Annotated in this window: 14 protein-coding genes; 5 read left to right on the forward strand and 9 right to left on the reverse strand. The window is 71.6% G+C overall.

Going from position 1 to position 13,235, the window contains the following annotated elements; genetic code table 11:
* Positions 1-170: 170 nt before the first annotated feature.
* Complete coding sequence (locus tag PJ985_RS06835; RefSeq protein ID WP_271682886.1) at positions 171-692, reverse strand: rhodanese-like domain-containing protein; 522 nt, start codon at positions 690-692, stop codon at positions 171-173.
* Between the two features lie 132 nt (positions 693-824).
* On the opposite strand from PJ985_RS06835, the gene PJ985_RS06840 reads away from it, so the two are divergent.
* Positions 825-1,103: a metal-sensitive transcriptional regulator gene (locus PJ985_RS06840; protein WP_271682673.1), complete on the forward strand. Its 279-nt coding sequence runs from the start codon at positions 825-827 to the stop codon at positions 1,101-1,103.
* Positions 1,104-1,180: 77 nt separating this feature from the next.
* Here PJ985_RS06840 and PJ985_RS06845 read toward each other — a convergent pair whose 3' ends face one another.
* The gene (locus PJ985_RS06845; protein WP_271682674.1) at positions 1,181-2,557 is read right to left on the reverse strand and encodes an MBL fold metallo-hydrolase; all 1,377 of its coding nucleotides are present in this window, start codon (positions 2,555-2,557) and stop codon (positions 1,181-1,183) included.
* A gap of 177 nt (positions 2,558-2,734) precedes the next feature.
* On the opposite strand from PJ985_RS06845, the gene PJ985_RS06850 reads away from it, so the two are divergent.
* On the forward strand, positions 2,735-3,121 hold the full coding sequence (locus tag PJ985_RS06850; RefSeq protein ID WP_271682675.1) for a DUF302 domain-containing protein: 387 nt from the start codon (positions 2,735-2,737) through the stop codon (positions 3,119-3,121).
* Between the two features lie 99 nt (positions 3,122-3,220).
* Entirely contained in the window at positions 3,221-3,985 is a 765-nt protein-coding gene (locus PJ985_RS06855) for a MerR family transcriptional regulator (protein WP_271682676.1), read from the forward strand.
* 133 nt (positions 3,986-4,118) lie between these two features.
* Here PJ985_RS06855 and PJ985_RS06860 read toward each other — a convergent pair whose 3' ends face one another.
* Positions 4,119-4,598 (reverse strand): GNAT family N-acetyltransferase, encoded by a 480-nt coding sequence (locus PJ985_RS06860; RefSeq protein ID WP_271682677.1) that lies wholly within the window; start codon positions 4,596-4,598, stop codon positions 4,119-4,121.
* 110 nt (positions 4,599-4,708) lie between these two features.
* On the opposite strand from PJ985_RS06860, the gene PJ985_RS06865 reads away from it, so the two are divergent.
* The gene (locus tag PJ985_RS06865) at positions 4,709-5,509 is read left to right on the forward strand and encodes an exodeoxyribonuclease III (protein WP_271682678.1); all 801 of its coding nucleotides are present in this window, start codon (positions 4,709-4,711) and stop codon (positions 5,507-5,509) included.
* A gap of 46 nt (positions 5,510-5,555) precedes the next feature.
* On the opposite strand, the gene PJ985_RS06870 is transcribed toward PJ985_RS06865, so the two are convergent.
* The 4 genes from PJ985_RS06870 to PJ985_RS06885 all read right to left on the reverse strand — a co-directional run bounded on the left by PJ985_RS06870 (position 5,556) and on the right by PJ985_RS06885 (position 8,864).
* Positions 5,556-6,632 (reverse strand): LLM class flavin-dependent oxidoreductase, encoded by a 1,077-nt coding sequence (locus PJ985_RS06870; protein WP_271682679.1) that lies wholly within the window; start codon positions 6,630-6,632, stop codon positions 5,556-5,558.
* A gap of 455 nt (positions 6,633-7,087) precedes the next feature.
* Entirely contained in the window at positions 7,088-7,507 is a 420-nt protein-coding gene (locus tag PJ985_RS06875) for a hypothetical protein (protein WP_271682680.1), read from the reverse strand.
* Positions 7,508-7,926: 419 nt separating this feature from the next.
* The gene (locus tag PJ985_RS06880) at positions 7,927-8,598 is read right to left on the reverse strand and encodes a class I SAM-dependent methyltransferase (protein WP_271682681.1); all 672 of its coding nucleotides are present in this window, start codon (positions 8,596-8,598) and stop codon (positions 7,927-7,929) included.
* Complete coding sequence (locus tag PJ985_RS06885) at positions 8,595-8,864, reverse strand: hypothetical protein (RefSeq protein ID WP_271682682.1); 270 nt, start codon at positions 8,862-8,864, stop codon at positions 8,595-8,597. Before PJ985_RS06885 ends, PJ985_RS06880 begins: the two co-directional genes overlap by 4 nt.
* A gap of 310 nt (positions 8,865-9,174) precedes the next feature.
* On the opposite strand from PJ985_RS06885, the gene PJ985_RS06890 reads away from it, so the two are divergent.
* Positions 9,175-9,408, forward strand: a complete 234-nt coding sequence (locus PJ985_RS06890; RefSeq protein ID WP_271682683.1) for a hypothetical protein — start codon at positions 9,175-9,177, stop codon at positions 9,406-9,408.
* A gap of 110 nt (positions 9,409-9,518) precedes the next feature.
* On the opposite strand, the gene ppdK is transcribed toward PJ985_RS06890, so the two are convergent.
* Together ppdK and adhP are read right to left on the reverse strand one after the other, a co-directional pair.
* Entirely contained in the window at positions 9,519-12,182 is a 2,664-nt protein-coding gene (gene ppdK, locus PJ985_RS06895; RefSeq protein WP_271682684.1) for a pyruvate, phosphate dikinase, read from the reverse strand.
* A gap of 13 nt (positions 12,183-12,195) precedes the next feature.
* Positions 12,196-13,206 (reverse strand): alcohol dehydrogenase AdhP, encoded by a 1,011-nt coding sequence (adhP, locus tag PJ985_RS06900; protein ID WP_271682685.1) that lies wholly within the window; start codon positions 13,204-13,206, stop codon positions 12,196-12,198.
* Between the last annotated feature and the right edge of the window lie 29 nt (positions 13,207-13,235).

Below are 13,235 nucleotides of genomic sequence, written 5' to 3' on the forward strand. Positions count from 1 at the left end.
AGGGGGTGCGGGGCATCGGGTGCTCCGCCGCGGATCCGGGCAGGGATCCCGCGCTCACCGCTGGACCGCCGCCGCCCGGTGCCGGCCCCGGGCGGAACACACCGCACCGCGGCGCTTCCCTTCCGGGCCGCGCCGCGGTCTCGCGGACTCAGCGGTGCAGGGTGCCGGACTCAGCGGTGGAGGTCGTTCAGGGTCCGGTCGAAGTCCTCCCCGTTCCCCGCCCGGCGATTGTGGGGCAGCCGGGCCAGGAGCGCGGCCATCCCGCAGGTGCCGGAGACGGCGGAGAAGGCGAGCCCGGCACCGACGCCGGCGGCCAGCCACTGGGCGGGGGCCCATACCTGGGCCACTCCCACTCCCAGCAGGACGAGCCCACCGGCGGCGAGGCGGACCTGGCGCTCCATCGGCCAGACCGCCCGGCCGCCCTCGGGGCGCTTCAGGTCGTGCCCCTCCGCGGCCCAGGCGGTGGTGCCGCCGGTCATCGTGGCGACGGCGGTGATCCCGGCAGCGGTCAGTGCCTCGCAGGCGCGCCCGGAGCGCGCCCCGGAGGCGCAGACCACGAGCAGCGGGCCACGGGCGGCGGCGGCCTCCAGGGCGGGCATGGCCTCCTCGAGGCGGTCCAGCGGGACGTTCCGGGCTCCGGGGACGTGGCCGCTCGCGAACTCACCGGGGGTGCGAACATCGATGACGGTCATGTCCTCCAGCCGCGGGGCGGCCTGGGCGGGGACGAGGGCTCTGGGTGTGGTGCTCACGCGTGGTCTTCCTTTCGATGGAGGGACGGATCCCACTGTTATGATACCCCTTGGGGTATCGAAGAGGAGAAGGCAATGGAACTGCAGATGGCTGCCGACGAGCTGAAGTCGGTTCTCAATCGGCTGCGGCGGGCGCAGGGGCAGATCGCCGGCATCATCAAGATGATCGAGGAGGGGCGGGACTGCGAGGACGTCGTCACGCAACTGGCCGCCGTCTCCCGGGCGCTGGACCGAGCGGGGTTCGCCATCATCGCGACCGGGCTCCAGCACTGCATGGCGGACGGCACCTCGGAGGTGGCGGACCGCGACCAGATGCGGGCCAAGCTGGAGAAGCTTTTTCTTTCACTGGCCTGACCGCCGGAGCCCGGCCGAGGGGGCGGCCGGCCACCCGCCCTCCCGGGCCGGCCCCCTCCGGCCCGGGAGCGGGCGCGTCACGTGCGGTCGGCGCCGGCGAGAGCCAGCCCGGCCTCGCCCGCGGCGTCGAAGGCGTCGTCGACGGCCACCACCTCACGGCCGGTCGCGGCCAGCATGGAGGCGGCGATCGCCGCCCGCATGCCGCCCGCGCAGTGGACCCAGACGGTCCGGCCGGCGGGCACCTCGCCGATTCGGGAGTGCAGGCGGTGGATCGGAATGTGCAGCGAACCCTCGACATGGCCGTCCGCCCGCTCGGAGTCCCGCCGCACGTCCAGAACCACCGGCTCCCCTCCGGTCCTGCGGGCATCGGCCAGCCCGGCGAACGTCGACCGCGGGAAGGACTGCAGCTCGTCGCCTTCGCGCACCCACTCCACCGGGTTCCCGACGGCAGCGGCGGCCGGACGGTCGATGCCGACCTGTACCAGTTCCCGCTGGGCCTCCGCGAGCTGCTCAGGGCTCTCCGCGAGCAGTGTGACCGGCTTGCCCCACGGGATCAGCCAGGCCAGGTAGGTCCCCGGCTTCCCGTCCGCCTCGAAGTTGAAGGACCCCGCGACATGCCCTTCGGCGAATGCCATGCGGCTGCGCAGGTCCACCACCCACTCGCCGCCCGCCAGCCGCTCCGCGATCTCCCCGGCGTCGGCCGGCTGCGGCGGGGTCAGGTCCACCGGGTCGGGCCCGGCCGCGTTCCTCGGCCCCATGTGCGCGTAGTAGGCGGGGATGTCGTCCAGGCCGGCGAGCATGTCCGCGACGAAGCTGTCCACGTCCATGGTCAGGGCGCTGTTGCTCTTGCGCTCGTGTCCGATCGTGGTGCTGTCCCCTTCGGCTTGTGCGGAGGAGCAGAAGCTGCCGAAGCCGTGGGTCGGGAGCACCGGCACCGTGTCGTCGAGCTCGTCCGCCAGCCGGTGCGCCGAGGCGTGCTGCGCACGCGCAAGCCACTCGGTGAGGCGCGGCTCGACCAGGTCGGGCCGTCCCACGCTGCCGATCAGCAGTGAGCCGCCGGTGAACGCCGCCACCCCGTGGCCGTCCTCCTGGAGCACGTAGGAGGTGTGGTGGGGGGTGTGTCCGGGGGTGGCCACGGCCCGCAGGGTGAGTCCCTCCTCGATCTCCACCGTGTCCCCGTCGGCGACCGGGGTGCGCGTGAAACGCACCCGTGCGTCGGCGGGCACCAGGTACCGCGCACCGGTGACCCGGGCGAGCTCCAGGCCTCCGCTGACGTAGTCGTTGTGCACGTGCGTCTCCAGCACGTGCGTGATGCGCACGCCGCGCCGGGCCGCCACGGTGATGAGCCGGTCGATGTCACGCGGCGGGTCCACCACGAAGGCGGTGGCTCCCCCTCCCGCCAGGTAACTGCGGTTGCCCAGACCCTCGGTCTCCACGGTGTCGATGAAGAACACGTCGCGCTCCCTTCTCGGGGTTTACCCCCTGGGGTATTTGGTGCCACCGTAACACGCATACGGGTGGGGGTATTCCAGCCGCCCCTGCCGGAAGCCTGGATCCCCCGCAAACCGGGACAGGTGGAGCATCATCGGAGGACGGGTACCCGTGCCGCCCGCACTCACCAGGAGGAACCCATGCGCTACGACCGCAGCGTCCGCGTACGGACGGATTTCGCCACCACCGTGACCGCCGTCCGGGAAGCCCTGGCCGCGCAGGGCTTCGGTGTCCTCACGGAGATCGACGTCTCCGCCACCCTCAAGGCCAAACTCGACCTGGACCTGGAGGACTACCTGATCCTCGGCGCCTGCAACCCCGCCCTGGCGCACCGGGCGCTGGAGGAGGACCGCTCCATCGGACTGCTCCTCCCCTGCAATGTCGTCGTCCGACGGGAGGGCGACACCACCCTCGTCCAGGCCCTGGACCCGGCCACCATGGTCACGCTCACCGAGAGCCCCGCCATCGAACCGGTGGCCGCCGAGGCCAGGGGACGGCTCGACGCGGCCCTCGCCTCCCTGGCCTGAACCGCCCGGCGCTCCGGCCCCCGCCTTGACGGGCCCCCGCGGGGGCCGTCCCGTCACCGGCCCGGAACCCCCGGCTGGTGCGGCACTAGGCTGCTGGGCATGGAGCAGCAGGAACGCGGACCGCGCGAGTACCGCACGGCCGAGCTGGCCGAGGCCGCCGGGATCACCGTGCGGACGCTGCGTTTCTACCGCGAGCGCCGGCTGCTCCCTCCCCCGCGCAAGGAGGGCCGGGTCGCCTGGTACGACGAGGAGCACCTGGCCCGGCTGCGCACCATCACCGCCCTGCTGGAACGCGGCCACACGCTGGGCGGCATCGCCGAGCTGATCAGCGCCTTCAACAGCGGCCGGGACGCCGACGGCACCGCGGAGCTCCTCGGCCTGACCGAACGCTACCCGTGGGCGGAGGAGGACAGGGTGCGGCTGTCCCCGGAGGCACTGGCCGAGTACTACGACGGCAGGTTCTCCGCGGACGACCTGGCCGCCGCCCTGGAGATCGGCTACCTCGCGGTGGACGGCGCGGAGCTGGTGCACGACAGCCGCGCCCTGCTGGAGGCCTCCTCCCAGCTGGTCCGCGGCGGCATCCCCCTGGGGGCCGTGCTGGACGCGGGCCGCCAGGTCCGCGAGCACGCGGACGACCTCGCGCGCCTCTTCACCGCGCTGGTCCGCACCCACGTGCTGCCCGAGATCCTCAGCCGGGCCGCGCACGGCCCGCTGTCCGAGGAGGAGGTCACCCGCCTGACGGAGGCGCTGGAGCATCTGCGGCCGCTCGCGAAACAGGTGGTGCACGCCGAGGTGTCCCTGGCGGTGGACCGGCGGCTGCGCGAGGAACTGGAGCAGCGGACGGCCGACCCCGGCTCACGGTGAGGCTCGCATTCCCTGACCGCACCTTCGGCCACCGGCACCACCCCTCACAAGCCGCGGGCCCCCGCATCGAAAAGTGTGGTTTCCCCCCGGTCCGCCCCGGTTGATGCCGCGTACGTCAGAGGTGTGCCGGCCCTCAGAGCGCCTTGGCGTAGCAGCGGCTCTCCGGCTCGCAGCGGTAGACGCCGAACTTCCGGTCGGCGGGCGCGTAGCCACTGGAGACGTACAGGGCGATCGCCTCGGGCTGCTTGGTGCCGGTCTCCAGCACCATCCGGGTCCGGCCGGCCGCCCGGGCACTCTCCTCCAGCCGGGCGAGCATCGCCCTGGCCAGGCCCTGACCGCGCGCCTCGTCGACCACGAACATCCGCTTGATCTCGGCGTCCCCGTCGGCGTAGCCCTCCTCGCCCGCCTCCTGGGACCGCCAGCCACCGGTCCCCATCGGCCGGCCGGCGCCGTTGTAGATCATCAGGAACAGCCCGCGCGGCGGTTCGAACATCTCCGGGTCCAGCGGCGTCAGGTCACCCTCGCTGCCGTACCGCTCCGCGTACAGCGCCTGAACCTGATCATTGAGCTTGCGGGCATCAGGGTGGTCGAAGCGCGCGGTCACGATCTGCATGCCTCACATCGTACGAGAGCCCTCCCGTGCCCGGGACCTGCGCCGTTCGCCGCCCCGAGGACCACCGACGGGGCAGGGACGCCTCCGGGGGGGGCGGGTATTCTGCCGCAATGCTCACCGTGACGACCGTGAACGTGAACGGCCTGCGGGCCGCGGCCCGCAAGGGCTACCCGGAGTGGCTGGCGGCCACCGAAGCGCAGGTGGTCTGCCTGCAGGAGGTGCGGGCCGAGGAGAGCCAGCTGCCCGAGGAGATCCGGGAGCCCGCCGGGTGGCACCCGTATTACGCCCCGGCGGCGGCGAAGGGCCGGGCCGGTGTCGCCCTGCTGCTCCGGCAGAAGCCGGAGAGCGTGCGGGTCGGTTTCGGGGTGCCGGAGTTCGCCGACTCGGGACGCTATCTCGAGGCCGACCTCCCCGGTCTCACGGTCGCCAGCCTGTATCTCCCCTCCGGTGAGGTCGGCACCGAGCGCCAGGAGGAGAAGGAACGCTTCATGGCGGCTTTTCTGCCGTACCTGCGGGAGCTGCGGGAGAAGGCCGCGGCCAACGGGCGCGAGGTCCTGGTCTGCGGCGACTGGAACATCGCCCACCGGGAGGCCGACCTCAAGAACTGGCGGGCCAACCGCACGAAGGCAGGCTTCCTGCCCGAGGAACGTGACTGGCTGAGCAGGGTCCTCGGGCCGGAGGGCGGCTACACCGACGTGGTGCGCGCCCTGCATCCGGACCAGGACGGCCCCTACTCCTGGTGGTCGTACCGGGGCCGGGCCTTCGACAACGACGCCGGCTGGCGCATCGACTACCAGATCGCCACCGCCGGCCTGGCCCGGCGCTGCCTGCGGGCCTCGGTGGAACGCGCCGCCACCCACGCCGAACGGTGGTCCGACCACGCCCCGGTCACCGCCGTCTACGACTCCTGAGGCACGGCTGCCGGAGCCTGCCCCGCCGCGGCCGGGCAGGCTGCGCTCACCGGACGGCGTCCGGCATCCGGTAGGCATCGGCCAGCAGCTCGTAGCTGCGCAGCCGGGCCCGGGGGCCGTGGACGTTGGTGGTGACCATCAGCTCATCGGCGCCGGTCCTGGCGACCAGCGCGTCCAGACCCTCCCGGACGGCGTCCGGGGTGCCGTGCACCACCTGGGCCAGCCAGGCGTCGGTGAACTCCCGCTCCCGGGCGGTGAACGGATACGCCGCCGCCGCCTCGGGCGAGGGCACCGGCCCGGGCCGGCCGCTGCGCAGCCGCAGCATGGCAAGCGCCCCGGTCAGCACCTGCCGGTGCGCCTCCTGCTCCCTGTCCGCGGCCAGTGCGGAGACCGCGATCAGCGCGTAGGGCCGGTCCAGCACATCCGAGGGCCGGAAGCTCTCCCGGTACAGCTGAAGGGCGGGCACGGTGTGGGCCGCCGAGAAGTGATGGGCGAAGGCGAACGGCAGCCCCAGCCGGCCGGCCAGCTCCGCGCTGAAGCCGGAGGAGCCGAGCAGCCACACCGGGGGCCGTCCGGGGTTGCCCTGTGCCGGGCCCGGCACGGCGTGGATCCGCGCGTACGGGTGCCCGTCGGGGAAGTCGTCGTCCAGGAACCGGACCAGTTCGGCCAGTTGCTGGGGGAACTCCTCGGCGCCGTCGGTGCGTCCGCGGCGCAGGGCGGCGGCGGTCGCACCGTCCGTTCCCGGGGCCCGGCCCAGCCCCAGGTCGATGCGGCCCGGCGCCAGCGCCTCCAGGGTCCCGAACTGCTCGGCGATCACCAGCGGCGCGTGGTTGGGCAGCATCACTCCACCGGAGCCCAGCCGGATGCGTGCGGTGCGGGCGGCGAGGTGGGCGAGCAGCACGGCGGGCGAGGAGCTGGCCACCCCGGTCAGGGAATGGTGCTCGGCCACCCAGAGCCGGTGGTAGCCGCGGGCTTCGGCGAGCCGGGCCACGTCGGTGGAGGTGCGCAGCGCCTCGGTCGCGGTCAGCCCGCTGCCCACGGTGGCCAGGTCGAGCACCGACAGCGGTACCGGGGCGGTGCCGGAGCGGCTGCCCCGGATGGGATCGGGGGACTCTTCCACCACGTCCGGACCTCTTTCTGGTTCGCGCGCACTCGTCGTGCGCCTTCTGCCGGCACCGCACACCGGTACGACAACCCGGCAACCGGACCGGCACCCGTTTCATTCCAGCCGGTCCGCCGGACCCCTCCGGGTTGGCCAGGAACCAGTGAGAACCTGTACCCCCAATGCGTTGAGCGCAGGCGGTAGTTCAACGTGCAAGACAATGTCACTGCAGATGCGATTGCCCCCGTGGGGACGCCTGCACACGGCTTCGCACTAGTGACGTCAATCATAGGTGTACCAATGCTCACAGCTGCCGCAGTGCTCGGCCGTGAATGCCCTGGACTGTATTCGCAGTATTGCGAAAACTGAATGCCGTACTACACCTTCCCAAAACATCCCCAAGTTGATGGTACTGGACAACTGAACCTCCGATACAAGGAGGCTGATCGCCCCAGCGAGAACCCGCGACGCTCACGTCAGGACCCAGCAGGCGTGAGGCCGGCCACCCATTCTGCATACTCAACCGTAATCGGCATGTCAGACTGCAGCTCAGCTTGAATGCCTCCGTCAGTACGGGAAGACTGGTACTCAGGATCCGAGACAAGCAACCTGAGTCCACTGAGATCATGCTTCATGGCAACAGTTGCAATGAATTCCAACTCTTCATTACCGTTGACCAAGGCGAGGATCCTGTGGGCTTCTTCATCCATTTCCAGCCAGCTATGAGGAGCATCATGGACTCTCACGCCAAAGCCCTCGCGCACCTGCTTCACAGCCTCTCGTAGCGCGCCCGGAATCTCGCCCTTCCAGTAGACGTCTATCCGCCCTTCATTGAAGTTTGGATTGATGGCTGCGAGTCCGTCCCTCCCCGTCGCAAGGGCTGCCTCTTCGAGCACTGATCGTGCCTCGATGAGCGGCGACTGATTCCTGGCCTCATCTGTCAGAAACTCCCCCCCCCGTCCGGACCCTGCTCAAACCCCGCCAGGCCTCCCGATGCCGTAATAGCAGGTACAACACTCGAACCACCTGATTGTCTTTCATGCTCGCCGACCTCTCCCGAGGACAGGTTCACCGCCGCCTCACGTGCCGTGAACGATAAGACCAAGAGGCCCGCAACGAGAATCGATCCGGCTCGAAAGCTCCACTTGAACGCGCCAGCGTGACGCATGCACACAACCTTCTCCTGAGCACTACCTTGGACGCCTGGAGGCTAACGCAAAAGAGCCTCACAATAAGGCGCAATGGTGAGTTCTTCGCGATGCGAGCCCATCCAACCCGATTGCACAGCCGTGTTGTGAAATGTCAGAAGTCCACGTCACAGTGCTTTGGTGGCTCCAGGAGCGGCGGTCGCCTGGACGAGCAGTGTGCCGATGTGACCCGGCTGCGGCGCTGGGATCACCTCGGCCCGCACGTCCACGAAGCCGTGACTCAGGAGAATGCCGGTCCACAGTTCGGGTGTGTAGCAGTGCCGCCGGAGGAACGTGGCCTTGCCCGTGAACCCTCCCCTGTACATGCCCTGCGGGCCGTAGCAGCCGTCGATCGCCGGAGGATGGGAGAAGGCCAGCAAGCCGCCCGGCACCAACCGCTGCCGCACCACCGGGAGGAGTTCGCGAGGGCTGGTGAACCACACAGCTCCGAACACCGAGTACATGGCGTCGTACGACGTGGACGTCCCGGTGAGGTAGCTGACCGCCTCGGCGCCGATGAACCGGGAACGGGACACGTCAGGCCACCGCTCGGCGGCCAGCCTGCACTGCACCGGCGACAGGTCCACCCCCGACGCATCGAATCCCTTGCGTACCAGGGCAACCACGTTCTCCCCGCTGCCGCACCCGAGCTCCAGAACTGACCGGGGCCGGCCAAGGACTTCCTCCTCCGGCCCGTGACCTTCGTACTGTGTCCACCGGAAAACGGGCTCCGCCACGTCACCACGCGCAGCGGTCTTCTCCGCGAAGGCGTCCCAGTGTTCCTGCTCCGTCATCTTCATCGGCTGCTGCTTTCGGGCTGTGCCGCGCTGATGCGGGCCTGCCAGGCGTCACCCTCGCGGACGAGGCCGGCCGGCAACTCATGCGTCCTGGGGGCGCCCGCCCGCTGCCAGCTCGCGATGCGCCCGCGGAGGTCTTCGAGTGCCGGGGATTCCGGGTGATCGGCGAGGAGGCGGCCGTCGGTCACGAGGGCGGCGTGGGCAGTGCCGTCCGACGAGAGGTGCCCGATGCCGGTACCGGTCCCGTGGTCGAGGCTCGCTTCGAGCAAGCCGTCGGGGACGGTGGCGATGAGCCAGTTCTTCAGATGGAAGTAGTCGCTGCCCGGTCCCGGTGCGGGCTCCGCGAAGCGGGCAGGCCTGCAGCAAGCTTGCCAGGGCGAGCGCAGCGACTGTACGGGCCCGGGCTCGCCGGGAGGGGTCGGCCGCGTCGGCCAGTGCGGTGGTCGCGTTGCGCCGGGTGGGGCGGGCCCGGGCGCGCCCGGGGTGCGGAGCGGCCGGACTGCGGGATCGTGGGCGGCGCATATCGGGCGGGTGCCCGGGTACCCGGACCGACCGCGAAACGACGAGGAGTGATTCTTCATGGCCGAGTGCGAGGTATGCGGCAACGACTACGAGATGGCCTTCGAGGTACGGGCCGCCGGGGCCACGCACGTGTTCGACAGCTTCGAGTGCGCGGCGCAGAAGATGGCACCGGTCTGTGAGAACTGCGGGTGCCGCATCCTGGGGCACGGGCTGCAGGCGGACGGTCACTTCTTCTGCTGCGCCCACTGCGCCCGGGTCAAGGGTCAGAGCCAGCTCGTCGACCACGCCTGAAGCCCGGCGCACACGCGCGAATGGGTCCCACCGGTGCCCTCCGGCGGACCCTCACGCGACCGGCCCCGGGCCGCACGCCCGGGGCCGGCCACGTTCACCTCGCGTCGGGCTCACCTCCCGTCGAGGGTGGCGGGGTCGGCGCCGCCGAGCACGGCCGCGCGGGCGGCCTCCAGGCGGGCGACCGGCACCCGGAAGGGGGAGCAGGACACGTAGTCCAGGCCCGCCTCGTGGAAGAAGTGGACGGACTCCGGGTCGCCGCCGTGTTCGCCGCAGACCCCGGTGGAGAGCCCGGGCCGGGCGGCCCGGCCCTCGGTGACGGCCAGCTCCACCAGCCGTCCCACCCCCTCGCGGTCGATGGTCTCGAACGGCGAGTTCTCGAAGATGCCCTGCTCCAGGTAGGCGGAGAAGAACGACGCCTCCACGTCGTCCCGGGAGAACCCCCAGGTCGTCTGGGTGAGGTCGTTGGTGCCGAAGGAGAAGAAGTCGGCCTCCCGGGCGATCCGGCCGGCGGTGAGGGCCGCCCGCGGCAGCTCGATCATGGTGCCCACCGGGCAGCTCACCCGTACGCCGGTGGCCGCGGACACCTCGTCCAGGACCCGCTCGGCCTCCGCCCGCACCAGGCGCAGCTCCTTGGCCGTGTCGACCAGCGGAACCATGATCTCGGCCTGCGGGTCGCCGCCCGCACGGAGCCGCTCCCCCACCGCTTCGCCGATGGCCCGCACCTGCATGGCGACCAGTCCCGGCACCAGCAGCCCGAGGCGTACGCCGCGCAGCCCCAGCATCGGGTTCTGCTCGTGCATGCGCTCCACGGCCTCCAGCAGCTCGATGTCGTGGGGGTCCGGGGCGCCGCCGACGGCCCGCACGGAGGCGAGGCTCACCGCGAGTTCGGTGCGGTCGGGCAGGAACTCGTGCAGCGGCGGGTCGAGGAGGCGGATGGTGACGGGCCGGCCGTCCATGGCCGCCAGGAGCTCGGTGAAGTCGGCGCGCTGCAAAGGCAGCAGGGCGGCCAGGGCCTGTTCCCGGTCCGTGTCGGTCCGGGCCAGGATCATTTTCTCGACGAGCCGGCGGCGCTCCCCGAGGAACATGTGCTCGGTGCGGCACAGCCCGATGCCGTGGGCACCGAAGCGGCGGGCCCGTTCCGCGTCCTCGGCGGTGTCGGCGTTGGCCCGGACGCCCAGGCGGCGTGCCCGGTCCGCTTCGGTCAGCAGCCGGGCGACCGCGTCGACCAGCGAGCCCTCGCGCTCACCGGTCTCGAAGTAGCGCATCACCGCGGACTCCACCGTCGGGAGCGAGCCGAGGTGGACGGTGCCGGTGGAGCCGTCGACGGAGACGACGGTGCCCTCGGTGACCACCGTGCCCGCGGCGGTGGTGAACTGCCGGGCCTCCGGGTCGACCGTGAGGGACTCCGCCCCGCACACGCAGACCTTCCCCATGCCGCGGGCCACCACGGCAGCATGGCTGGTCTTGCCGCCGCGGCTGGTCAGGACGGCCTGTGCGGCGACCATGCCGGGCAGGTCGTCCGGGGTGGTCTCGCGGCGCACGAGGACGACCTGTTCCCCGGCAGCCGCGCGGCGGACCGCAGCGGCGGAGTCGAACACCACCGCGCCGACGGCCGCGCCGGGAGAGGCCGCGATGCCGTGGGCGAGCGCCGCGCCGGCCCCGCCCGCGTCGAACCGGGGGAACATCAGCCGGGCGAGCTGCTCGCCCGTGACCCGGCCCAGGGCCTCCGCCGGGGTCAGGACGCCGTCGTCCACCAGTTGGACGGCGATCCGGAACGCGGCCTCGGCGGTTCGCTTGCCGACCCGGGTCTGCAGCATCCACAGCCGGCCGCGCTCGATGGTGAACTCGATGTCGCACAGGTCCCGGTAGTGGCTCTCCAGGGTCCGAAGGTAGCCGGTGAGCCGTTCGTAGGAGTCGGGGTCGAGGTGTTCCAGCTCCTGCAGCGGCAGTGCGTTGCGGATACCGGCCACCACGTCCTCACCCTGGGCGTCCGGCAGGTAGTCGCCGTAGACGCCGACCCGGCCGGTCGCCGGGTCGCGGGTGAAGGCGACGCCGCTCCCGGAGTCGGCGCCCAGGTTGCCGAACACCATCACCTGGACGTTGACCGCGGTGCCGAGGTCGTCGGAGATGTGCTCCCGGCGGCGGTAGATCCGGGCGCGCTCGCCGTTCCAGGACTCGAAGACGGCCAGCACCGAGCGGTGCAGCTGCTCCCGCGGGTCCTGGGGGAAGTCCTCGCCGGTCTCGGCGCGGACGATGCGCTGGAACTCCTCGACGACCTGCGGCAGGTTGTCCGGGCCGGGGAGGCGGGCCAGCGCGGCGGCGAAGAGCTCGCCGTCGATGCCCAGGACCGTCGCGCCGTACATCTGGATCAGGCGCCGGTAGGAGTCCCAGGCGAAGTGCTCCCGGCCCGACACCTTGGCGAGGCCCTGCACCGACTCGTCGTTCAGCCCGATGTCGAGGATGGTCTCCATCATGCCGGGCATGGAGAAGCGCGCGCCCGAGCGGACCGAGAGCAGCAGCGGGTCGTCGCGGTCGCCCAGCCGGCGGCCGGCCATCGCCTCCAGGGCGGCCAGCCGGTCGGTGATCTCCTGCTCGAGTCCCTCCGGCGGGCCGCCGTTGCGGAAAAAGGACCGGCACGCCTGCGTGGTGACGGTGAAGCCGGGCGGCACGGGCAGGCCCATCCTGGTCATCTCGGCCAGGTTGGCGCCCTTGCCGCCGAGCAGGTCGGCCATGTCGCGGCCGCCTTCGGTGAAGTCGTACACGAACTTCGGCATGACGGTCCCTCCCTCACATCTCGAAAACGATGCGGGCGGTGATCTGCCCGCGCAGTACCTCGTCCATCGACTCGTTGACCGAGTCGAGCGCGCGGACCTGGCGGATGACGCGGGTGCGGCCGGCCGCGTGCAGCCGGTACACCTCGTCCAGGTCCTGCCGGGTGCCGACGATGGAGCCGATGACGGACGTGCCGTTCAGCACGGTGTTGAAGATCGGGAGCTGCATCGTGCCGTGTGCCGGGAGGCCCACGAGCACCAGCTTCCCGCCTCGTCGCAGACCGCCGTAGGCGGCGGCGAACGCCTCGTCGTGCACCGCGAGGGCGATCGCCGCGTGGGCGCCGCCGTGCTCCTGGAGGACCGCGGCCGGGTCCTCCTTGCGGGCGTCGATGAGGATGTCGGCGCCGAGTTCGGCGGCGAGCTCGAGCTTGTCGTCGGTGACGTCGATGGCGGCGACGGTGGCCCCGGCGATCTTGGCGTACTGCACGGCGAGGTGGCCGAGCCCTCCGATACCGGAGATGGCGACCAGCTGGCCGGTCCGCACGCCGGCGACCTTCAGCGCCTTGTAGGTGGTGACGCCGGCGCAGGTCAGCGGCGCGGCGTCGAGCGGGTCGATGCCGTCCGGCACGGGCTGCGCGAAGTCCGCCTCCGCCAGCATCTTCTCGGCGTAGCCGCCGTCGCAGCCGTAGCCGGTGTTCTGCTGCTTGACGCACAGCGTCTCCCAGCCGGTGAGGCAGTGCTCGCAGCGTCCGCAGGCGCTGCCGAGCCAGGGCGCGGCGACCCGCTGCCCGACCGTCAGGTGGGTCACGCCGTCGCCGAGGGCCTCGACGATGCCGACGCCCTCGTGGCCGGGGACGAAGGGCGGGCTTGGCTTGACGGGCCAGTCGCCGTGCGCGGCGTGGATGTCGGTGTGGCACAGGCCCGAAGCCTCGACGCGGATCAGGACCTGGCCGGGGCCGGGCTCGGGGTCGGGGCGGTCCTCGATCACGAGCGGCTCACCCAGGGTTCGGACGACTGCTGCTCTCATGACGTTCTCCTTGCACGGGGTGGGGCGGT

Origin of the sequence: Streptomyces sp. ACA25 (assembly GCF_028200735.1) — a bacterium.
Classification (GTDB): Bacteria; Actinomycetota; Actinomycetes; order Streptomycetales; family Streptomycetaceae; genus Streptomyces.